Here is a 20,077-nt window from a genome sequence, read left to right on the forward strand (position 1 = left end):
TGCAGGCAACACTCGCCCTAGACTGAGCAAGCAAAGTCCCCTCACCGAAAGCCCTACGTCCGTGACCGATGCGCTGACAGACGATGTATTGCGGGCCGGCGCCCGCGATCCAGAGCTCTTCAGCCTCGTGTACCGGACCTATGCGTCACAGGTCCTGGGCTATCTCACGGCCCGGGGTGTGGAAGATCCGGAGGCGGTCATGCAGGAAGTGTTCCTCGCCGTTCTTTCCAGGCTGGAGACCGTCAGGGGCGGTGTTGCCGGCCTTCGCACCTTTCTTTTCTCGGTTGCCCATGCGCGAATGGTGGACGATCACCGCAGACAAAGCCGCACCCCTGTCCAGCTTCCCTTCGACGCGGATCTGGACCAGCGCGCGGAATCCTCTGCAGAAGCCGAGGCCCTGGAACGGGTCTCGCCCCAGGAAGTCCTGGACCTCCTCCAGGGCCTTTTGGACGAGCAGCGGGAAGTCCTGACCCTGCGCCTCATCGCCGGCCTCACCGTCGACCAGGTTGCCGAAGTCATGGGTAAGAGCCCCGGATCGGTCAAGCAGCTCCAGCGGCGGGCTTTGACCAGGCTCCGTGAGCAGTCGGCAGTAAAGGAATATGTGGCGCCATGACACCCGATGCCAGCCGTAGGCAAGAAATCGTGGACGGGATGCTGCTCGATGCCGGCCAGTTCGATGCCCCTGAGCTCCGCGCCGCGTTGTTCTCCCTGGGATCGTTCGCATCCCTGCCCGCACCCGCCCCCAGTGCCGAACTGGCGGCCCTGATGGCTGGCCCCCAAGACCCCCTGGCCCGGCGGTGCTGGCTGCCCAGGCACCGGCCCGCTGTGGTGGGACTGGCTGTCATTGCGGGCATGGGACTGGGCGTCAGCGGCGTTGCAGCCACTGGCTCAGTCCAAGGGCAGCCGGCCAGGACCTCCATCCAGCACATGCTGCAGGGCTGGGGTCCCTCCTGGGCCGTCTCCGGTGTTCCATCAGCCAGCGCAGCAGGCTCCCCACCGGGCGCACCACCGGCGTCGCCGCCACTGACAGCGAACCCACCGTCATCGTCACGGGCTGCCGGGCCGCGGCCCGCGCCACCTAAGCAGTCGCAACCGCCCGCATCGCCCAGCGGAGCAGGCGTTGAAGCAGGAGGTTCCTCAGGCGAGGCGGACCAGGTAAAGGACGACAGCGTTACGGCCGACGCCGACGCCGCCGCCAAAGGTGCAGCCTCTGGCGCTCCTGAGGCCACAGGCAGGGCACCCGGGAACGATGCTGCACTCTCCCGCCGGGTTCCGGGAAGCGGCGGCCTGGAACCTGAGGGGTCAGCGGACCACGTGGCCCGCGAATTGCAAAAAGCGCAGAAACTGCTTGCCGGGACCGCGGCCGAAGGCGCAGCATCAGGGGAAATGTTGAAGCATGGCATCCCTGTGCCTGCGCTGACTGCCAAGACGGGTGCCAAGAAGAACGTGGACCTCGGTGCACAGTGGCTAAAGAAGTTCAGCCACTAGCCCGGAATAGGATTCTCTTATGGGCCACACCAACGATCCGGCAGTCATTGAACGCATCATGCGGACCAAAGGGCGGTGGGCCATCGTGGGCCTGACGTCGAATGAGTGGCGGGCCGCCTACGACACCTCGCTGTTCATCCGGGATCAGTTGGGGATGGAGATCATTCCCGTGAACCTGCCAGGCGATCCGGTGCACGGGGAAACCGGCTACAGCACCCTGGCCGACATTCCACCGGAAAAGCAGCCCATCGACGTCGTGGATTGCTTTGTGAACTCCCAGAAAGTCGGGGCGGTGGTGGACCAAGCCATCGCCGTGGGCGCTAAGGCCGTGTGGCTGCAGCTCGGCGTCATCGACGAGGCGGCCGCAGAGCGTGCCAAGGCCGCTGGCCTGGATGTCGTGATGAATGTTTGTCCGGCCCAGCAGGCCTGGAAGTACAACCTCTGATCAGCAACAACGTTTCAGCGCGGGATGAGCTCCGGGTAGTGCCGCTCCGTGACGTCCGGATGGGCGCGCATCCTGCCCTTGAGCATGTTGAGCCCGAACGAGGCGAGCATCGGGTTGGACGGATCGTCTGAGATGCCACGGGCCTGCGCCTTCAGCTGCGGCGGCAGCGGTAGGGGGTCAATCACGGCATCCAGCCGGGGCGACCAGAAGAACGGCACCGAGTAACGGTCCACTCCGGCTGGGGGTGCCTGGACCCGGTGGATAGTGGCCGCGAGGTAGCCCTCGGTCGCCACCTCAAGCATCTCGCCCAGGTTCACCACGAGTGCACCCGGGATGGGCTCCACGGCCGCCCATTCGCCGGCTCCCGGCGGCAGCACCTCCAGGCCTCCCACCGAGTCCTGCAGGAGGAGGGTGACGAAACCGTAGTCGGCGTGCGAGCCCACGCCCTGGTCGCCTGCCGCCGCAACGACGCCGCCGACGTAATGGACCAGCTTGCCCATCCACGCCGGTGTATCCCGGAAGGGCTCGTCAAAGTAGTCCTCGGGGAGCTGCAGGGAGACCGCTATGGCCCGGAGGATTTCAGCGCCCACCGTGGACATGAGCCCTGCCCAGTCCATTGCGGCCGGTTCCAGTTCCGGCAGCGCCTCATCCGGCCACATGTTGGGGCCCTGAAGCAGCCAGTACGGCTGGTCCGGGGGATAATCCGTGACTGGTTCACGTTCCGGAGAGTAGTCGATCTGCTCGCGCGCGTCGGCTCTGCCTTGAGTGACCTCTGTGCCCATCCGGGTATAGCCCCGGAAATGCGGAGAGAGGCGGTTGTCCAGCTTCATCCGCTCGTCGAGGGGGAGGGCGAAGAAACGCCTGATGATTGCGAGGAGCTCCTCTGCCTGGCCAGGTGAGCCGCCATAACCCGTGAGCTGGAAGAAGCCCACCCGGTGGGTGGCATCGCGGAGCTGCTCAATGAATTCCGGACTGAAGGATCCGTTGGCCTGCCGTGCCGTGCTCAGGTCCAGAACAGGTATGGTCCCCTGGTCATCTGACATGCTCGCAGACTAGCACCGCAGGGAAAGGCTTTGTAGGCTCACTGGATGGAGCCAGCTGAACTGAGGAAAATCTGCCTGTCGTTTCCCGGTGCTTTTGAGGATTTTCCGTTCGGGCCGGAGACGTCCGTGTTCAAGGTCCGCGCTCAGGTTGCCGGCGGTGCAAGGCATGAGGCCAAGATGTTCGCGGCTTCAGCCATGGACCCGGACGACTGGTCCGTCAGCCTGAAGTGCGAGCCAGCCCTGGCGGAGCAGCTGCGCGCCGCCCATCCGGAGATCAGGGGCGCCTGGCACATGAACAAGACCCACTGGAACGGAGTGCGTCTCGATGGCGCCCTTCCCGATGACATGGTGCGCGACATGGTGGAGGACTCCTACGACCTGGTGGTGGCCACTCTGAGCCGTAAGCAGCAGGAGCAGCTCGGCTGGGCCCGGCTCAGCAGGTGACCTCATCGATTGCTCCGTGACGGCTCTTTTGAGCGCCCAGAACGGCAGTTACGGAGCAATGGATAGCATTGATGGCATGTGGGTTGGCTGGATTGAATTCGATATCCTCCTCGGTGACGTCCAGAGCCTGAAGGAGAAACGCTCCGTCATCAGGCCGCTGCTGGCCGAGCTTAAGCGCCGCTTCGAAGTTTCCGTGGCTGAGGTGGGCGACCACGACCAGCATCGGCGCTCGCAGGTGGGCGCCGGCCTCGTGGCAGCCGACCGGGCGCACCTCGTGGAGGTGCTCACCGCCGTCGAACGCTTTGTAGCAGCCAAGCCCGAGATCGAGCTGCTCAGCGCTAGGCAGCGGGAGATACACAGCGAGGACTGAACGGGCAACGCGGGATCACTCCTCGCCCATCACGAGGGGATTAATGGGCGCGAAATGACCCCGCGTTGCGCGTTCGAGGTTCCTAGTCGAAGTACTTCGGCAGGGTGGCCTCGTGGGCTTCGCGGAGCGCGTCCAGGGACAGGGGCTCCACGCCGTTGATTTCGAGCTTGCCGCTGGCCGCGTCCACCACGCCGATCCGGAGGTGGGCAAAACCGCGGGCGGTGCACATGTCCGTGAAGCGGACTTCCTCAGAGCGTGGCACGCCCACGACAGCGCGTCCCTGGGACTCGGAGAACAGTGCCGTGAACAGGTCCACGCCGTCACGGTCCAGGACGTCCTGCAGCGCAATCCGTGCACCCACGCCGTAGCGCAGTGAGGACTCAACCAGGGCTGCTGCGAGGCCGCCTTCGGAGAGGTCGTGGGCGGAATCAACCATGCCGTCGCGGGAGGCGTTGATCAGGATCTCGCCCAGTGCGCGTTCGGCGCCGAGGTCAACCTGGGGCGGCAGTCCACCGAGGTGTCCGCGCATGTTCGCCCACTCCGAGCCGTCCAGTTCCGCGGCCGTCGTGCCCAGCAGGTAGATGGCCTGGCCGTCCTCACGCCAGCCCGACGGCGTGCGGCGGGCAACGTCGTCGAGCTTGCCCAGCACCGCAACCACGGGTGAGGGGTGGATGGGAGTGGTGCCGGTCTGGTTGTACAGGGAGACGTTGCCGCCGGTGACCGGGATGCCCAGCACCATGCAGGCATCGGACAGGCCGCGGATGGCCTCCGCGAGCTGCCACATGACGTCGGGGTCCTCGGGGGAGCCGAAGTTCAGGCAGTCGCTGACAGCCATCGGAACAGCGCCAGAGGTGGCGACGTTCCTGTAGGCCTCGGCCAGAGCCAGCTGCGCGCCGTGGTACGGATCGAGGTAGGTGTAGCGGCCGTTGGCGTCGGTGGCCAGGGCCACGCCCAGGCCGGTTTCCTCGTCTACGCGCACCACGCCGGCGTCGTCCGGGAACGCCATGGCGGTGTTGCCGCCGACGTAGCGATCGTACTGGTTGGTGATCCAGGACTTGTCGCACATGTTCGGTGAAGCGATGAGCTCGGTGACGGCGGCAGCCAATTCCGCGGGAGCTGAGGGGCGGCCGGCGTCCTGTACTGAGCCGGTAAAGGCATCTGCCTGGACGGCGTCCTGCCATTCCGGGCGGGCGTAGGGGCGGTCGTAGACCGGACCGTCGTGGGCAACGGTCCGCGGGTCAACGTCGACAATGACCTCGCCTTCCCAGGTGATGATCAGGCGGCCGGTATCGGTCACCTCACCCAGCCAGGAGTACTCCACGGCCCACTTGGCCATGACTGCCTCAAAGGCAGCAATGTTCTCGGGTGTGACCACGGCCATCATGCGTTCCTGGGACTCGGACATCAGGATTTCGCCCGGGGTCAGAGTGGGGTCCCGCAGCAGGACGGAGGTCAGTTCAACCTCCATGCCGCCGTCGCCGTTGGACGCGAGCTCGGAGGTGGCGCAGGAAATGCCCGCGGCGCCGAGGTCCTGGATACCCTCAACGAGTGAACCCTTGAACAGCTCCAGGCAGCACTCGATCAGGACCTTCTCGGCGAAGGGGTCGCCCACCTGAACGGCGGGGCGCTTTGACGGCTTGGTGTCGTCGAAGGACTCGGAGGCCAGCACTGAGGCGCCGCCGATTCCGTCGCCGCCGGTGCGGGCGCCGAACAGCACCACCTTGTTGCCCTTGCCGGAGGCGTTGGCCAGGCGGATGTCCTCGTGGCGCATCACGCCGACCGCAAGCGCGTTGACCAGCGGGTTCCCCTGGTACACGGAATCGAAAACCATTTCGCCGCCGATGTTCGGCAGGCCCAGGGAGTTTCCGTAGCCGCCGATTCCGGCAACTGCGCCGTGCATGACGCGGGCCGTGTCCGGGTGGTCGATGGCGCCGAAACGCAGCGGATCCATCACGGCCACGGGCCGGGCACCCATGGAGATGATGTCGCGGACAATGCCGCCGATGCCGGTCGCGGCGCCCTGGTAGGGCTCCACGAACGACGGCGAGTTGTGGGACTCGATCTTGAAGGTGACGGCCCAGCCGTCCCCCAGGTTGGTGACACCGGCGTTTTCGCCGATGCCTACGAGCATGTCCTTCTTCATCTCGTCCGTCACCTTTTCGCCGAACTGGCGCAGGTGGTTCTTCGAGGACTTGTAGGAGCAGTGCTCGCTCCACATCACGGAGTACATGGCGAGCTCGGCGCCGGTGGGGCGGCGGCCAAGGACCTTCACGACCTCGTCAAACTCGTTCTGCTTCAGGCCCAGTTCGGCCCACGGGAGTTCGGTATCCGGGGTCTTGGCCGCGTTCTCGACGGTGTCGATGTTGAACTTCTTGCTGACGGTTTCAGCTGAGGTACTCACTTTGCGCCTCCCACAATCTTGGTCAGTACGGAGGTGAAGAAACCGAGGCCGTCGGTGTCCGAGCCGCCGATTCCGGCACCACCGGACAGTGCAGTTTCCGGGCCGAAGCCAACCTCCACGGCGTGCTCCGGGTGCGGCATGAGTCCCACCACGTTGCCGGCGGTGTTGGAGATGCCGGCGATGTCACGGCGCGAACCGTTCGGGTTGAAGCCGACGTAGCGGAACACGACTCGGCCTTCCGCCTCAAGGGCATCCAGGGTCTTCTCATCGGCAATGTACTGGCCGTCCTGGTTCTTCAGCGGCACCGTGATTTCCTGGCCGGCCTCGTAGTCGAGGGTCCAGGCGGTGTTGCTGTTTTCAACCCGCAGCACCTGGTCGCGGCACATGAACTTCAGGTGGTCGTTCTTGATCATTGAGCCCGGCAGCAGGTGCGACTCTGTCAGGATCTGGAAACCGTTGCAGATTCCCAGTACCGGCAGCTTCGCGTCCGAGTTCGCGGCGTCAATGATCTGGGACATCAGCGGGGCGAAGCGGGCAATGGCGCCGGCCCGGAGATAGTCACCATAGGAGAACCCGCCGGGAATCACGACGGCGTCAACGTCACCGAGCGCGGTGTCCGCGTGCCAGAGCGGCACCGGGGTGGCTCCTGCCAGGCGGACTGCGCGGGCGGCGTCGCGGTCATCAAGGGTTCCGGGGAAGGTGACGACGCCGATGCGGGCGCCTGCGAGCCTGGGCTCGGCGGCGACGGCGATCGCCTCGCCGATCAAGGGGAGTTCAGTCATGTCAGGCCTCGACGACCTCGACGTTGACGACGTCCTCGATGACCGGGTTGGACAGGAGCGTCTCGGCGGCGTCCCGGGCCTGGGCCAGGATCTCCTCGGTCACCTCGCCGTCCACCAGGAGTTCAAAGCGCTTGCCCTGTCGTACTGAGCTAAAGGCGGTGAAGCCCAGCCTCGGGAGTGCACCTACGATGGCCTTCCCCTGCGGGTCCAGAATCTCGGGCTTGGGCATGACGTCGACAACGATCCGGGGCATCCGGTAACTCCTGTGCGTGAGCGTTGGGTAAGGGCGCAGCGGAGTGGTGCCGTCTCACGCCGTTCCACAGTGTTGGGTGCATGCTTGTTGGACATGCAGGTACGACAGTGAGGACGGGCGCTCCGCGAGCTTGCTAGTCCATTCTACCGGCCACAGCCCTGCACTCTGTATTCGGCGGGCTCTGGCCCTGTACGCTCCGCCTCACTAGGATTGCGTAATGGCTGAGAAATCGAAATCCGTGCTGTTGCCGATGGTCGCCGTGGCAGTTTTTGCAGGGCTGGGCCGCATGGTGCTGCAAAAGATCAAGGCGGACCGTGCCGCCCGTGAACACCGCGTGACGGGCCACGTGGACGAAAAGACGCGGCAGTGGATCAGTGAGGTTGTCCGGACGCCCCGCCAGTAGGCGGAACCCCCCCAAAAAGACAACCCAAAAGACAGATGGACAGACGGGCGTTCCCTGAAGGGAGCGCCCTTTTGCGTTTCCGGCGAGCCTCTCAGGCACCCGGCTGATCCCCATATGACACGAATCAAAAAGCCATTTATGACCTATGTCATATTCACCTATCACTCTGTAGTGTTTGAATCAGCTGGTCGCGCAGGGTTACAAGATCTGTAATACCCGGACCGTTCCAGCTTTCCAGGCCGGCATGTGGCCGGGCCGGTACTTCGTGAAAGGTGTAGTCGCTCGTGAAAACAACTGGAAAGAGCCCCATGCGGGCCTGGGGGTTCCGGAAAGCGACGGCGTTGGCCGTGGGTTTGCCGCTGCTCCTAACATCGACGGCGTTGAGCCCCGCTACCGCGGCGCCCGCCGGACCCGGCACGGCAATCGGATCAAAAAACACCTCACCGGCACAATTTAAGGCCGGCCGGTACATTGTGGTCCTCGCCGAGCAGGCGGCCGCAGCTTATGACGGGGAGACGCCCGGCTTTGGGGGCACGAAACCGCAGAACGGCAGAAAACTGGATGCCGGCAGTCCCAACTACAAGGCCTACGATGCCCACCTGCGCAAAGCCCAGCGGGACGTGGCAGCCCACAAGGGAGTTACCCCGACCAAGCAGTTCACCGCCGCGCTCAACGGCTTTACGGCCGAGCTGACTGCCTCCCAGGCCATGGAGCTGTCCAAGGACAGCAGGGTGTTGACCGTTTCCCAGGACGTTGAAAACGCCCCCGACTACACCACCGGCGACTTCTTGAAGCTCACAGGACCGGACGGAGCATGGGCCACCCAGTTCGGAGGCCAGGAGAACGCTGGAAAGGGCGTCGTGGTGGGCGTCATCGATTCCGGCTACGCCCCGGACAATCCATTCCTTCAGGGCGGGGCCGTCCAGCCGCTTCAGGGAGCCGCCCAGGTGGGTGTCCCCTACCGCACTGGTGACGGCAAGATCGCCATGCTCAAGGCAGACGGCACAACCTTCGAGGGGGAGTGCCAGAAGGGCGTGGATACCGGCGCCGCTTTTGACGGAACGCTCTGCAATTCCAAGGTGATCAGCGCCCGGTACTTTGCCGACTCCTTTCTGCAGTACGTGCCACCTGGACACCGTGCTCCGCAGGAACTGATTTCGCCTGTGGATGTGGGCAGCCACGGTACCCACACGGCCACCACGGCTGCCGGCAACGCCAACGTCGAGCAGATGATCGACGGCGCGAGCTTCGGCAGGAGCTCCGGCGTCGCACCCGCGGCAAAGGTTGCGGTTTACAAGGTCTGTTGGGAGGACGACAACCCCGACACTGGCGGCTGCTACTCTTCCGCGTCGATTGAGGCTGTGGATGCGGCAATCCAGGACGGCGTTGATGTCCTGAACTACTCGATTTCCGGCAACACGGACAGCACCAGCGATCCCGTGGCCCTGGCGTTCCTGAATGCCGCTGCCGCGGGGGTCTTCATCTCGGCGTCCGCAGGCAACTCAGGACCGGCCGCCTCAACCGTCAACCACGCCTCACCATGGCTGACCACCGTGGCGGCCTCCACGTTCCCCAGCGACCTGCTCGGCACCGTCCGGGTCTCCGACGGCAGCATGTACCGCGGTGCCTCCATCATGAAGACGGAACTCCAGGACAAGCAGGTGGTGATCGCGGCAGACGCAGCGGCCGCCGGTGCCACCGGCGCCAACCTGTGCGGTCCTGGCACGCTGGATGCGGCCAAGGTCGCCGGCAAGGTTGTAGTGTGCGACCGCGGTGTGGTGGATAGGACGGCCAAGAGCGCCGAAGTCCAGAACAAGGGCGGCGTGGGAATGATCCTCGTGAACCTCACCAGCAGTTCCGAGGACGCCGACAACCACGTTGTCCCCACCGTTCATGTCAACGCGCCCAAGAGCCTGGAACTGAAGTCAAAGCTTGCCGCGAACCACGCCCTGACGGTGAGCCTGGTCAAGGGAGACCTGACCGGCGACCCGCAGGCTCCGGCCCCGCAGGTCGCGGGCTTCTCCTCACGCGGACCCACTCTGGCCTCCGGCGGCGACCTGCTCAAACCGGACATTTCCGCCCCGGGCGTCAACGTTCTGGCCGGCGTCTCAACCATCGGCAATGACGGTGCCCAGTTCGGCTTCATGTCCGGCACTTCCATGGCGGCCCCCCACATCGCGGGCTTTGGTGCCCTGATGCTCGGCAAACAACCGAAGGCGACGCCCGCTATAGTCAAGTCCGCCATGATGACCACCGCCTACCCCCTGGTCAACTCCGACGGCACGCCCAACCGGGATCCCTTCCAGGGCGGCGCAGGCCACATTGATGCCGCCCGGGTCCTGGATCCGGGCCTCGTGTACAACTCCGGAATCAAGGACTGGCTGGCCTTCCTGAACGGCCAGGGTGTGGAGACAGGTGTACCCCAGGCCGGGTCGCTTGCCGCCCGCGACCTCAACCTTCCGTCCATTGCCCTCGGCAGCCTGGTGGGTGAGGTCCAGGTCAAGCGGCAGCTGACAGCCCTGGTGCCGGGCATATACAAGCCTGAGGTGACGCTGCCCGGCTTCGACGTCCATGTCGAGCCGCAGGTCCTGAACTTCCCCAAGGCGGGCAAAACCCGCGAGGTCACTATCACCTTCAAGAACGTCAGTGCACCGGTGGGCAAGTTCACCACCGGCACCCTGACCTGGAAGGGCCCTCGAACAGTGAGTTCTCCCCTCGCGGTCCGCCCGGTTGATGCCCAGATTGCACCGTCCTTCTCGTTCAGCTCGGCCACCGGAACGGGCAGCGGAACCATGCCGCTCGTGTCCGGTTCCGATGCCCCTATCGCTGCGGGAGTCGAAGGGCTGGCCCCGATAAGCCAAACTGCCATCACCAAGACGCCAGGTGCCTACGCAGCAGGGAATGATGCCCACAATGCCCTCGTCCGGGTGACGGTGCCGGAAGGGGCAACGTTTGCCCGTCTCGGCGTCCAGGCAGAAACGAACGACGTCGACTGGGACATAGTGGTCTACGGCCCGGACGGCAGTGGAGGCCTCACGGCCACCCAGGTGGCAACGGCTTCGGCCAGCGAGTTCCTGGACCTGGAGAAGTCCCGGGCAGGTACGTACTACATCGTGGCCAACCTCTACGCCACGCCGGACAACGGACCCGCCAACGCTGCGGTCCAGGCCGTCAGCTTCTCAGGTGATGCCGGGAACCTGACGGTCAATCCGAACCCCATCGTGGCGCCGAACGGGGTGGCCACCACGGCCACGGTCAACTGGACCGGACTCTCTGAGGGCTCCTACCTCTCCCGGCTGAGCCTCGGGGAAAACGGGATCAGGACCTGGGTGAGTGTAAAGGTGGGCGCCGGTACAACATCAGCGCCTGCAGGAGCTCCGGACACCGCGCTCGCCGACGCGGTCCCAGGGAGCTAGGGAACCGTAACAGAAACTGATGGTGTGTCCCGGGCTGCCCGGGACACACCATTACCTGCGCCCCGAACGACCCAGGGCCTAAATGCTACCCGTCGCTCCGGCGATCCCTCCCAACAATGGTGCCAGGGCATTCCAGCGGGCGATCTCGCAGCCGTCTGTGCGTAGGAAGGTGGCATTGACAGCGCGGGAGTGCAAGGTTCCCGTCACCACGGCAACCTGCGGGCCGCCGTACTGCTGGGTGCACAGCCTGGGCGGACCAGGCTTCGGAAAGAACAGATCCTCGCCGAACCGCTCTACAGCCGCAAGCGCAGCTTCCGGATCTGGCAGGGTGGATGCGGCCTCAGGCCGCCCGTCCGCCGCCACCAGCCGGAACTCCTGCTCGTCGGCGCCTGGCTCCTGCTTGAGCGTGATGGTCAGGTCGATCAGGGCCGATCCGTTGCCGTGCTCCATCATTCCCCTTCTCCTCCTTCGACCCCTGTGCCGGTTCCCGGAGCCGGCGCGGCCGTAAGGGGTGCCAGTTCCCGTGCGAGGCGATCACGGAGCTCTGCGGCTTCCGCGGCGAAGGCCCGCTGGTGCTCAACGTAGGCTGCTTTGCCTTCCGGGGTTTCGATCCGGATGGCCGGGTAGCCCCAATCCTCGAGGTCATAGGGGGAGGCCTGCATATCCATGGCCCGGATCCGCCAGGAGAGCTCAAAGCAGTCCATGACCAGCTCACTGGGGAGGGCGGGCAGCAGCTTGTACGCCCACTTATAGAGGTCCATGTTGGCATGCAGGCACCCGGGCTGTTCCAGGTCCCGCTGGTTCTCCCGGCTGGGCGTCAGTTCATTACGGGGCACGGCGTCGGGCGTGTAGAAACGGAAGGCATCAAAGTGCGAACACCGGATTCGGTTGTCCTCCACCACCTTGTCTGTGCCGGCGGAACCCAGCCGCAGGTGGAGGTATTCGTGCCGCAGGTCGAACTTGTCTTGGCGGTAAACCATGGCCCATTCGTGCAGTCCGAAACAGCCGAACTGGGCAGGCCTGGCGGCCGTTCCCCGGAGAATTATCGCGGCGAAGGCTACGGCCTGGTGCCTGTCCGCCAGGAAGGCGCGGCGGTCGAAGGTGACGGCCGTAGTTCCCGCTGGCAGCCCGAGGGAGGCGAGTTCGCCGCCGTCGAGCGTCCTGTAGTGTTTCCAGCCGCTGCGGGCAGAAGCCTCACGGCCGGAAAGGACGACGCCGGCTCCCGGGTGCCAGCGCAGAAGCTGGCCGGGCTTCTGCGTGTAATAGGTGAACAGAAAGTCCTCAACCGGATGCTTCCGGCCAGCCGATCGGCGGGCGAGGTAGGGGTCTGCATAGCGCCGGACGCGTTCGTGGTGCGCAGCTTCGCGCGCCGTCCAGCCGTCCGGGGCCAGCAGGCTAAGCTGCTCCACCGGCGACACCCAGAATCTCCTGGGCTGCGTCCCAGGCACTGATCTCGCAGCCGTTCGTCCGGGCAAAGGTAACATCCACGGGAGTTTCGTCGACGATTCCGCCGACTGTGGCCTGTTGCGGCCCACCGTATTGTTCGGTGCAGGCCTGGGCAGTGCCCTTGGTTGATGGACTCAGCAGGGCGGCGTTGTTCTTGAGGGCAGTGCATGCCGCCTCCGCGGCGGGGTGCTTGCTTTCCGCTGCGGGCAGGCCGTTCTGGCAGACCAGCGTGTAGTGCACCGCGGGTTCAGTCTCGGACGGCTTGACACTGATGGCCAGTTCGGCGTTACCTGCCCCCGGTCCTGATGGCGCGGGTGATGAAGGCGGTGCAGGGGCAGGGACGGATGTTTCCGTGTCCGGGGCCGGAGCGCCGGTGGAATCCGATGTGCCCGGAGCGGTGGAGGTGCTTGCACCTGGCGTGCTGGATGAAGGGCCGCCGGGACCCGTAGTAGTGGTGCAGGCTGACAATGACCCTGCGGCCACCAGCAGGGCCGTCACCCGGAACAGCAATTTACGCACGCCGCTGGCCTCCTCGATTGATGCCATTCTACCGCCGGACGTCCTGTTGCAGGCCGACGTCGACGGCGGTGGCGGCGATCAGCCCCGTCATGGAGGAGTGCAGTTGCCGCACCTGTTCCCGCGTGAGGCCCAGCCGCTCCATCATGGTGCCGGGCACGGCGACTGCCTGCTTCCGCAGCTCGGCTCCGGCAGTGGTTAGCTCCACGGCAAGGGCGCGTTCGTTCCCGTCCACGCGCTGCCGGGTAATGAGTCCGGCGCTTTCAAGCCGCCGGAGCAGGGGCGAGATGGTGGCAGGCTCCTGGGCCAGGGCCTCACTGATGTTGCGGACAGTGCGGGGACTGGACTCCCAGAGGCAAAGCATCACCAGATACTGCGGATGGGTCAATCCCAACTTCTCCAGGACGGGCTTGTAGGCGCCCACTACGCTCCGTGATGCGACGGTTAGGGCAAAGCACAGCTGGTGTTCCAGCAGCAGGTCGTCGTCAGGCTGGTGCCGGTTCGTCGAATGGGACAGCATGGGCGTCATCACGGCCTCCAATAGTTAGCGCACTAATCATTAGTACTCTTGTATCAGAAATTCGTACTCTCAAAGGAGCCGCATCAGTGGGCAAGGGCAAATCAGCGGACAACGGCGCTGCTGCCGGCAAGGACAATGCGTCCCAGCGGTTCATGCGGGCAACCGGCAAGCTCAGGGCCATTTTCGGTCCGGCCAACCGCAGCTCCCTGGTTCACGAGATGACAGAGGAGAACCGGAAACTCTTGTCGCAGCGCGAAGCGGAAAGCCAGCAGTGGGAGACCATTCGCCGCGCAGACGGCAGCACGTACGCTGTCCCCAGGGACCCGGACGACAAATCCCTCCGCTGAACGCCAGCGCCGGTCGGAGAGTGGCTCGGCTGGCTTGAGGAGTGCTGACCCTGGCGCCTCAGCAGTGCAGTGGCGGCGGGGCCTTTCTTGGGTCCCGGGCGTAAAATAAGGGCACTGGCTCCTGTTGGGGTCAGGGGAGTTTGGGCTCTTCCGTAAGGATTCGGGAAGGGGGTGGAAGTTATGGCACACGTACTCAGCGGTTTCATGAACATTACCGACAGGCTCCGGTTCATTTTTGGCCCGGCAACGCGCCTCGACACGGACTCACCGGTAGTGCACAAGCACGATGAGTTCGAGCAGGCCTCGGACGAGGATCTTTCCCACTTCGAAGTGGAGACCGATTCCCAAGGCCACCACTACGCCGTCCGCCGCGAAGACCTCACTTAACGAAAGCCAACAAGTAGGGTTTTGACCACAAAATATGGCGCCGCCCTCCAGCCTGACGGCTGGAGGGCGGCGCTATTGGCGTTGAGGTGGCACGCATGGTGCCGTTCGAGTCCCGCCACGTGCCCCTGCGGGCTCAGCGGCCGGTACCGCCGTACACCGTTGCTTCGCTCTCACTGTCCAGGCCGAATGCCTTGTGGATGGCGCGGACAGCGTCGTCGAGCAGGTCGGCGTGGGTAACCACGGAGATGCGGATCTCCGAGGTGGAGATCATGTTGATGTTGATCCCCGCGGCAGACAGGGCAGCGAAGAAGCGCGCGGAGACACCCGGGTGGGACCGCATGCCTGCGCCGATGAGGGACAGCTTGCCGATCTGTTCGTTGTACTCGATATTCTCGAACCCGATCTCCGGCTGCGCGGCCCGGAGCGCCTCCAGGGCATCCGCCCCTTCCACGATGGGCAGGGTAAAGGAGATGTCCGTCCGGCCAGTGCCGTGGGTGGAGACGTTCTGCACGATCATGTCGATGTTTGAGTGGGCGTCGGCGATGACCTGGAAGATCGCTGCTGCCTTGCCCGGAATGTCCGGTACGCCAACCACGGTGACCTTGGCTTCCGAACGGTCATGTGCAACGCCGGAGATGATTGGCTGCTCCAAGGCGACTCCCTCTTGAGTGGTGATCTTGTCTTCGGCGCTGGGGATGACCCAGGTGCCTTCGTGCTGGCTGAATGAGGACCGGACGTGCAACGGCACGCCGAACCGGCGTGCGTATTCCACGCAGCGCAGGTGCAGGATCTTGGCGCCGGAGGCCGCCAGTTCCAGCATCTCCTCGCTGGAGATGGTGTCGATCTTTTGTGCCGAAGGCACCACACGGGGGTCTGCGGTGTAGATGCCGTCAACGTCGGTGTAGATCTCGCAGACATCAGCCTCCAGTGCGGCTGCCAGGGCAACGGCGGTGGTGTCCGAGCCGCCACGGCCCAGGGTGGTGATCTCGTTGGTCGCGCGGCTCATGCCTTGGAAGCCGGCCACAATCGCGATGTGCCCCTTGTCCAGTGACGTGCGGATGCGGTGCGGATCGACGTCGATAATCCTTGCCTTGCCGTGGATGCCATCCGTGATCATGCCGGCCTGGGATCCCGTGAAGGACTGCGCCGAGGCACCAAACTTGTTGATGGCCATGGCCAGCAGTGCCATGGAGATGCGCTCACCGGCGGAGAGGAGCATGTCCATCTCGCGGGCAGGTGCGGAGTCGGTTACCTGCGCGGCGAGGTCCAGGAGCTCGTCCGTGGTGTCGCCCATGGCAGAGACCACCACCACAACCTCGTTGCCAGCCTGCTGGGCATCCACCACGCGCTTGGCAACCCGCTTGATGCCGTCGGCGTCTGCCACGGAGGATCCGCCGAACTTCTGCACAATCAGCTGTTTGGTGACGGCAGGGCCAACCGGCAGCTCCTGCGGCTGCGTAGCGGTGTGCACTTCGGTAGTGGGCGTACTCATGCGCGTACCTTCACTGGATCAATCGGAGTTCTGGAGGCCAGGCAGTCTTGGGGCGCGACGGCGTGACTTGTCTGCCCAGTTTATCGTCGGCTTCCGTCCGGCGTTGAATTGTGACCGAATATCAGCCCTGTGGTGGACCCCGAGGGCAGCTGCCCGGGCGTACGATCGCATAGTCAGTATGCATGCAGATACTTGGGGGACAGGTGCGCAGAGAATGGCGTTGATTAACGATGTGACGGGCGATCCGGCAGAGCCGGTGAGCGCCAATTCGGACGGCATAACGGCGTCGGCGGTCAGCCGGAGCTTCGGCCCGGTGCACGCCGTCGAACATATGGACTTTCACGCTCCGGCGGGCAAAGTGACGGCGCTGATCGGACCCAACGGAGCAGGCAAGACCACGCTGCTTCTCATGCTGGCATCGCTACTGGCACCGGATTCCGGCACCATCAGCGTGGGCGGGCTTGATCCCCTGCGCCACCGGGCCGAGGTGCGCAGCAGGGTCGGCTGGATGCCGGACACCCTGGGTGTCTGGGAGTCATTGACTACCCGTGAAATCCTCACGCAGATGGCCCGTTTTTACCGGCTCCCTGCCGCTGGAATTTCCGAGCGCGTTACAGTGATGCTTGACCGGGTACGCCTCACTGACCTCGCAGACCAGCCGGCCCGCGTGCTGTCCCGGGGCCAGCAGCAGCGGCTCAGCCTGGCACGTGCGCTCATCCATGACCCATCGGTCCTGCTGCTCGATGAGCCCGCGTCCGGACTCGATCCGGGGTCCCGGGTTGAGCTGCGGACCATGCTGAGGCAGCTTGCCGCTGCAGGCAAAGCCGTCGTTGTTTCCTCGCACGTCCTCAGTGAACTGGATGAGATTGCGGACGGCGCTGTCTTCGTCAACCAGGGCCGAACCGTCAGGCAGCAGACCACGGAAGAGGCAGCAGCCTCCGGCCGGCGCTACGCCATCTCGGCGACGGACAGCGGGGCTTTGGGCACCAAGCTCACCGAACTGGGCCTAACGTTTCGGATCGAGGACGGCCGCAGGCCGGCGGTCAGCCTGATGCTGCTCAGCGACGACGACGCCGCCCGCCTCCTTCGCGACCTGGTGCTCGCCGGCGTCGGGGTCAGTTCGTTCGCCCCGGCCTCGGGCGCACTGGAAGAGACATACATGAACCTTGAGGGGGAGCGGCGATGAGCCAGTTGACCGACGGCCGGAAGCACCCGGGCGGCCCGGTGCCCGCCGCTGGCTATCTTGCCGGAATCTGGGACGTGGTTGTGCTGGAGCTGAAACAGCGGCTGAGGTCCCGCGGCTGGTACATAATGCTGGCCGTCTGGTTCCTCCTGACCGGCCTTGTGACCTGGCTGACCTGGGCCAGCTGGGATGCCTCGCAAGCTGCCCGACGCACTTTCTCGGACTACGCGCCCGCTGAAGTTACGGGTCCCGGGTCCATGATCTTTGAGGTAGTGCTGGCGTTTGTCCTGTTGTTCGCCCTCTTGGTGGCACCGGCATTGTCCGCGAACGCCGTCAACGGTGACCGTGCCGGAGGGACCCTCGCGATTTTGCAGGTAACTCTGCTCCGACCAGGCCAGATTCTTTGGGGGAAGTTCTTCGCCGCCTGGACCGCGGCCCTGGCCTTTCTCGTCGCCGGCGCGCCGTTCCTGGTCATTGGCGTGGCACTCGGCGGCATGACTCCGGGCCACGTCCTGGTGGCGCTGCTGATGCTCGCTGTTGAAGTCGGCATTGTCTGCGCCGTGGGCGTCGGGATTTCCGCGCTGGCCGGACGGCCGTTGTTTTCGATTGTGGTTACCTATCTGGCGGTGGCTGGATTGGTATTCGGCACACTGATTTCCTTCGGATTGGGCACCGGGCTCACCCAGGGCACCGTCATGGCAAACCAGGCGCAGTACAGGGAGAGTTCGCCTCTGGGGCAGGGCCCGGCCGAACCGGAATACACCTGTTCGGGTCCGCTCCAGGAGCAGCCCGCCCTGCACACGGAGCGTGTGGCCTGGCTGCTGGCCATGAACCCCTATGTGGTGGTGGCGGACGCCATTCCCTATCCGGACAGGACGCGTCAGTTGGGCTATTCCTCCGTGGGGGCAATCGAAAATATCAGCCAGGGAGCCCGTTACGCCCTGGCCGGCCCCGACCGGACCCATACGTGCGCCAATGGGGAAGCCCAGCCGCGCTATCTGGGGCAGGCCACTCCCTTGTGGCCGCTGGGGCTGGGGCTGCAACTGCTGTTGGCCGGCCTGCTGATGTGGCTTGGCTGGCGGTCTCTGCGTACGCCGGCCCGGAGGCTGGCACGCGGCACCCGCATTGCCTAGCCAACCGGCGCCCCGGCTTCGCCTGACTCCTTGACCTGGCGAGCGGGGCGTTCGTGGAAGGATGTTGACCATGCCGACGGCCGACGGGGCGGAGTTCCGCCAGGATCCTATTGAATCGATGACTTCCACCGCGCGAAGAGCCCTTGCAGAGATCCCTGGCTTTGAAAATGCGGACGTGATGCTCGAACGCGCGGCGGGGCAGAGTTTGAATAACGAGTTGTGGCGGGTCTCTGCGGGATCGCGGGTTTGGGCGTTGAGGATCGGACAGCCGGCGAACACTTTGGGCCAAGACCGTGATCAGGAAGCTGTCGCTACACTGGCCGCGGCGCGGGCGGGCGTGTCGCCCGCGGTAGCCAATGCCGGTAACGGCGTGCTTCTTCTTGACTGGGTCGAAGGTCGAACGCTCAGTGATGCCGATTTTGACGACGACGGGGTGCGACGCATGGCGAGATTGCTTCGAGCCTCCCATGTACCGGCACCGCGTGGGCTTCCGACGCTCTCCGACAGGGTGGAAGTGATGCTCTCCTGCGCGGCGGCACGCGGCGCGCGCGTGCCGGATGGCCTCGAATCAATTCTGCGGCGAGCCCGCGCAGGAGAAACGTCGGCGCCCGTTCTCACCCACCATGACGTGTGGCCTAACAACGTGATCGACGACGGTGACCGCTTGTGGCTTGTTGACTGGGAGTTCGCCGGCGCTGGCGACGGAATGTTTGACCTTGCGACTGTTGCACGGGCCGCAAATCTTGATACCGACGGTGAACATGCCTTGCTCGAGGAATACGGCTTCCCTGGCGGCGCGCATCGACTCGCTGAAGCGCGGTGGAGCATTGGACTCTTTGAGGGTGCATGGGCGCTTGCGATGCATACCGCTCGAGGAAGCGACGGCGGCTTTGATTTCGCAAGGCACGCCAGCGACATGTTCGCCGGACTGGAGAACGCGCCCGCCGAATGGTTGAGTCAGTGACGGGGTTGGTTCGGTGGGCTCGGGCCTACTTCGCCCTGCAGGCGATTGCCGGGGTCTCCTGGTGGATCGCGGTTTTTACGTCGCCAGTGGTACGTGAGGTGACCCTCGGGAATCTCGATCCGGTTGCCGTGGCGGTCTTCGACATTCCGCTGTTCGTGGTGGCTTCGGCCGTGGCGGCACGTGGCGTCAGGGCTGCCGCGGTTGTGAGTGCGGGCTGGACGTGTGTCGTAGCCACAGCCATGGCGGTATACGCCACGATCACCACCGAAACGGGCTGGGGCGTTCTTTGCATGGGTGCCGCCAGCGCAGGTTCGCTGACCGCGCTCAGCGTCCTGTTGCTTGGACGCGTACCGACCGCATGGATCATCCGCGGGCCGTTTGCCTTCCGTCCAGCCGCCATCCGACAGGCCGCTGCGACCCATGTGGTTTCAACCTTTGGGCAGATCGTCCTCTTCTGGGGGTTCTTCCTGGCGGTGATTCCTTATGCCATCGCGTTTCTCGAACAGCGCTGGGCGTTGGCGCTCCCCTTTCCAACGTTGGCAGGTCCTGCGGGTATCGCGGTTCTTGTCCTTGCCAGCGCTCTGGGAATCTGGTCAGCAACCGTGATGTCGACGCTGGGAGGCGGCACGCCGCTGCCTGCGGCGATGCCGCACCGCCTGGTCATCGCCGGTCCGTATCGCTGGATCCGTAATCCGATGGCGGCCGCGGGCATTGTCCAGGGCGCAGCGGTCGGCAGCATTCTGGGGTCGTGGCTTGTTGTCGCCTACGCGGTAGCGGGCTCGCTGGTATGGAACTACGTTGTCAGGCCGCTTGAGGAAGCCGACCTCAAGGAACGGTTCGGCGAAGAATTCGAGCGATACCGCGAGACGGTGCGTTGCTGGATTCCCCAAGTACCGAAGGCCCAACGATCGCCGTCCCTTTTGTAGACGCCCGCTGGCAAACTTTTGCCTCGCCCTCCGTAGGTAATACACCTAGCGGCTCCTCGGGCAGGCGCCGGCTCAGGTCACGGGGATGACGCTGGCGGCCTGTCCAGCCTGAACCTCA

At 64.9% G+C, this 20,077-nt stretch carries 22 protein-coding genes; 13 read left to right on the forward strand and 9 right to left on the reverse strand.

The window, feature by feature from the left end; genetic code table 11:
* The first annotated feature begins 61 nt into the window (after positions 1-61).
* The 3 genes from J7E83_RS03350 to J7E83_RS03360 are packed head-to-tail and all read left to right on the forward strand — an operon-like array spanning position 62 to position 1,933.
* On the forward strand, positions 62-613 hold the full coding sequence (locus tag J7E83_RS03350; protein WP_214959036.1) for an RNA polymerase sigma factor: 552 nt from the start codon (positions 62-64) through the stop codon (positions 611-613).
* Positions 610-1,488, forward strand: coding sequence for a hypothetical protein (locus J7E83_RS03355; protein WP_214959038.1), 879 nt, complete (start codon positions 610-612; stop codon positions 1,486-1,488). The genes J7E83_RS03350 and J7E83_RS03355 overlap by 4 nt, the downstream gene beginning before the upstream one ends.
* 19 nt (positions 1,489-1,507) lie before the next feature.
* On the forward strand, positions 1,508-1,933 hold the full coding sequence (locus tag J7E83_RS03360; protein WP_214959041.1) for a CoA-binding protein: 426 nt from the start codon (positions 1,508-1,510) through the stop codon (positions 1,931-1,933).
* 14 nt (positions 1,934-1,947) lie between these two features.
* Here J7E83_RS03360 and J7E83_RS03365 read toward each other — a convergent pair whose 3' ends face one another.
* Positions 1,948-2,976 (reverse strand): isopenicillin N synthase family oxygenase, encoded by a 1,029-nt coding sequence (locus tag J7E83_RS03365; protein WP_214959043.1) that lies wholly within the window; start codon positions 2,974-2,976, stop codon positions 1,948-1,950.
* A gap of 45 nt (positions 2,977-3,021) precedes the next feature.
* On the opposite strand from J7E83_RS03365, the gene J7E83_RS03370 reads away from it, so the two are divergent.
* Both J7E83_RS03370 and J7E83_RS03375 read left to right on the forward strand, forming a co-directional pair.
* Positions 3,022-3,420: an MmcQ/YjbR family DNA-binding protein gene (locus tag J7E83_RS03370; protein WP_214959045.1), complete on the forward strand. Its 399-nt coding sequence runs from the start codon at positions 3,022-3,024 to the stop codon at positions 3,418-3,420.
* Positions 3,421-3,496: 76 nt separating this feature from the next.
* Positions 3,497-3,790, forward strand: coding sequence for a DUF503 domain-containing protein (locus J7E83_RS03375; RefSeq protein WP_214959199.1), 294 nt, complete (start codon positions 3,497-3,499; stop codon positions 3,788-3,790).
* An 82-nt stretch (positions 3,791-3,872) separates the two neighbouring features.
* Here J7E83_RS03375 and purL read toward each other — a convergent pair whose 3' ends face one another.
* Genes purL through purS form a run of 3 tightly spaced genes read right to left on the reverse strand, consistent with a single transcriptional unit; the run spans position 3,873 to position 7,226 of the window.
* Positions 3,873-6,191, reverse strand: a complete 2,319-nt coding sequence (gene purL / locus J7E83_RS03380) for a phosphoribosylformylglycinamidine synthase subunit PurL (RefSeq protein WP_214959047.1) — start codon at positions 6,189-6,191, stop codon at positions 3,873-3,875.
* Positions 6,188-6,973, reverse strand: coding sequence for a phosphoribosylformylglycinamidine synthase subunit PurQ (gene purQ, locus J7E83_RS03385; protein WP_214959049.1), 786 nt, complete (start codon positions 6,971-6,973; stop codon positions 6,188-6,190). The genes purL and purQ overlap by 4 nt, the downstream gene beginning before the upstream one ends.
* A 1-nt stretch (position 6,974) precedes the next feature.
* Positions 6,975-7,226, reverse strand: coding sequence for a phosphoribosylformylglycinamidine synthase subunit PurS (purS, locus tag J7E83_RS03390; protein ID WP_214959051.1), 252 nt, complete (start codon positions 7,224-7,226; stop codon positions 6,975-6,977).
* Between the two features lie 217 nt (positions 7,227-7,443).
* Between purS and J7E83_RS03395 the strand changes: the two genes are divergently transcribed.
* Positions 7,444-7,629, forward strand: coding sequence for a hypothetical protein (locus J7E83_RS03395; protein ID WP_214959053.1), 186 nt, complete (start codon positions 7,444-7,446; stop codon positions 7,627-7,629).
* Positions 7,630-7,937: 308 nt separating this feature from the next.
* Positions 7,938-11,045 carry a S8 family serine peptidase gene (locus J7E83_RS03400; protein ID WP_214959201.1) on the forward strand — a complete coding sequence of 1,036 codons (3,108 nt, stop codon included), beginning with the start codon at positions 7,938-7,940 and terminating at the stop codon, positions 11,043-11,045.
* Between the two features lie 78 nt (positions 11,046-11,123).
* On the opposite strand, the gene J7E83_RS03405 is transcribed toward J7E83_RS03400, so the two are convergent.
* Genes J7E83_RS03405 through J7E83_RS03420 form a run of 4 tightly spaced genes read right to left on the reverse strand, consistent with a single transcriptional unit; the run spans position 11,124 to position 13,536 of the window.
* Positions 11,124-11,498, reverse strand: coding sequence for a serine protease inhibitor (locus tag J7E83_RS03405; protein WP_251043396.1), 375 nt, complete (start codon positions 11,496-11,498; stop codon positions 11,124-11,126).
* Positions 11,495-12,463: a 3-methyladenine DNA glycosylase gene (locus tag J7E83_RS03410; protein WP_214959055.1), complete on the reverse strand. Its 969-nt coding sequence runs from the start codon at positions 12,461-12,463 to the stop codon at positions 11,495-11,497. Before J7E83_RS03410 ends, J7E83_RS03405 begins: the two co-directional genes overlap by 4 nt.
* The gene (locus J7E83_RS03415) at positions 12,441-13,037 is read right to left on the reverse strand and encodes a serine protease inhibitor (RefSeq protein ID WP_214959057.1); all 597 of its coding nucleotides are present in this window, start codon (positions 13,035-13,037) and stop codon (positions 12,441-12,443) included. The genes J7E83_RS03410 and J7E83_RS03415 overlap by 23 nt, the downstream gene beginning before the upstream one ends.
* Position 13,038: 1 nt before the next feature.
* Complete coding sequence (locus tag J7E83_RS03420) at positions 13,039-13,536, reverse strand: MarR family winged helix-turn-helix transcriptional regulator (protein WP_251043397.1); 498 nt, start codon at positions 13,534-13,536, stop codon at positions 13,039-13,041.
* Between the two features lie 143 nt (positions 13,537-13,679).
* Here J7E83_RS03420 and J7E83_RS03425 point away from each other — a divergent pair, with 143 nt between their 5' ends.
* Positions 13,680-13,874: a hypothetical protein gene (locus J7E83_RS03425; RefSeq protein ID WP_214959207.1), complete on the forward strand. Its 195-nt coding sequence runs from the start codon at positions 13,680-13,682 to the stop codon at positions 13,872-13,874.
* 180 nt (positions 13,875-14,054) lie between these two features.
* Positions 14,055-14,261, forward strand: coding sequence for a hypothetical protein (locus tag J7E83_RS03430; RefSeq protein ID WP_214959060.1), 207 nt, complete (start codon positions 14,055-14,057; stop codon positions 14,259-14,261).
* Positions 14,262-14,394: 133 nt separating this feature from the next.
* On the opposite strand, the gene J7E83_RS03435 is transcribed toward J7E83_RS03430, so the two are convergent.
* Entirely contained in the window at positions 14,395-15,753 is a 1,359-nt protein-coding gene (locus J7E83_RS03435; RefSeq protein ID WP_214959062.1) for an aspartate kinase, read from the reverse strand.
* A gap of 214 nt (positions 15,754-15,967) precedes the next feature.
* Here J7E83_RS03435 and J7E83_RS03440 point away from each other — a divergent pair, with 214 nt between their 5' ends.
* The 4 genes from J7E83_RS03440 (at position 15,968) to J7E83_RS03455 (ending at position 19,959) form a co-directional block, all read left to right on the forward strand.
* Positions 15,968-16,939 (forward strand): ABC transporter ATP-binding protein, encoded by a 972-nt coding sequence (locus J7E83_RS03440; protein ID WP_214959064.1) that lies wholly within the window; start codon positions 15,968-15,970, stop codon positions 16,937-16,939.
* Complete coding sequence (locus J7E83_RS03445; RefSeq protein WP_214959066.1) at positions 16,936-18,069, forward strand: ABC transporter permease; 1,134 nt, start codon at positions 16,936-16,938, stop codon at positions 18,067-18,069. Before J7E83_RS03440 ends, J7E83_RS03445 begins: the two co-directional genes overlap by 4 nt.
* A 70-nt stretch (positions 18,070-18,139) precedes the next feature.
* The gene (locus J7E83_RS03450; protein ID WP_214959068.1) at positions 18,140-19,033 is read left to right on the forward strand and encodes a choline/ethanolamine kinase family protein; all 894 of its coding nucleotides are present in this window, start codon (positions 18,140-18,142) and stop codon (positions 19,031-19,033) included.
* Entirely contained in the window at positions 19,030-19,959 is a 930-nt protein-coding gene (locus tag J7E83_RS03455; protein WP_311379570.1) for an isoprenylcysteine carboxylmethyltransferase family protein, read from the forward strand. The genes J7E83_RS03450 and J7E83_RS03455 overlap by 4 nt, the downstream gene beginning before the upstream one ends.
* The last annotated feature ends 118 nt before the right edge of the window (positions 19,960-20,077 follow it).

It is taken from the genome of Arthrobacter sp. ISL-48, from assembly GCF_018613805.1.
GTDB lineage: Bacteria > Actinomycetota > Actinomycetes > Actinomycetales > Micrococcaceae > Arthrobacter.

Coding starts and splice junctions, on each gene's coding strand:
- J7E83_RS03450 (WP_214959068.1), top strand. CDS start 18,140: ATGCCGACGGCCGACGGGGCGGAGTTCCGCCAGGATCCTATTGAATCG.
- J7E83_RS03360 (WP_214959041.1), top strand. CDS start 1,508: ATGGGCCACACCAACGATCCGGCAGTCATTGAACGCATCATGCGGACC.
- purQ (WP_214959049.1), bottom strand. CDS start 6,973: ATGACTGAACTCCCCTTGATCGGCGAGGCGATCGCCGTCGCCGCCGAG.
- J7E83_RS03395 (WP_214959053.1), top strand. CDS start 7,444: ATGGCTGAGAAATCGAAATCCGTGCTGTTGCCGATGGTCGCCGTGGCA.
- purS (WP_214959051.1), bottom strand. CDS start 7,226: ATGCCCCGGATCGTTGTCGACGTCATGCCCAAGCCCGAGATTCTGGAC.
- J7E83_RS03405 (WP_251043396.1), bottom strand. CDS start 11,498: ATGATGGAGCACGGCAACGGATCGGCCCTGATCGACCTGACCATCACG.
- J7E83_RS03400 (WP_214959201.1), top strand. CDS start 7,938: ATGCGGGCCTGGGGGTTCCGGAAAGCGACGGCGTTGGCCGTGGGTTTG.
- J7E83_RS03435 (WP_214959062.1), bottom strand. CDS start 15,753: ATGAGTACGCCCACTACCGAAGTGCACACCGCTACGCAGCCGCAGGAG.
- J7E83_RS03375 (WP_214959199.1), top strand. CDS start 3,497: ATGTGGGTTGGCTGGATTGAATTCGATATCCTCCTCGGTGACGTCCAG.
- J7E83_RS03445 (WP_214959066.1), top strand. CDS start 16,936: ATGAGCCAGTTGACCGACGGCCGGAAGCACCCGGGCGGCCCGGTGCCC.
- J7E83_RS03420 (WP_251043397.1), bottom strand. CDS start 13,536: ATGACGCCCATGCTGTCCCATTCGACGAACCGGCACCAGCCTGACGAC.
- J7E83_RS03365 (WP_214959043.1), bottom strand. CDS start 2,976: ATGTCAGATGACCAGGGGACCATACCTGTTCTGGACCTGAGCACGGCA.
- J7E83_RS03370 (WP_214959045.1), top strand. CDS start 3,022: ATGGAGCCAGCTGAACTGAGGAAAATCTGCCTGTCGTTTCCCGGTGCT.
- J7E83_RS03425 (WP_214959207.1), top strand. CDS start 13,680: ATGCGGGCAACCGGCAAGCTCAGGGCCATTTTCGGTCCGGCCAACCGC.
- J7E83_RS03430 (WP_214959060.1), top strand. CDS start 14,055: ATGGCACACGTACTCAGCGGTTTCATGAACATTACCGACAGGCTCCGG.
- J7E83_RS03355 (WP_214959038.1), top strand. CDS start 610: ATGACACCCGATGCCAGCCGTAGGCAAGAAATCGTGGACGGGATGCTG.
- J7E83_RS03415 (WP_214959057.1), bottom strand. CDS start 13,037: ATGGCATCAATCGAGGAGGCCAGCGGCGTGCGTAAATTGCTGTTCCGG.
- J7E83_RS03440 (WP_214959064.1), top strand. CDS start 15,968: ATGGCGTTGATTAACGATGTGACGGGCGATCCGGCAGAGCCGGTGAGC.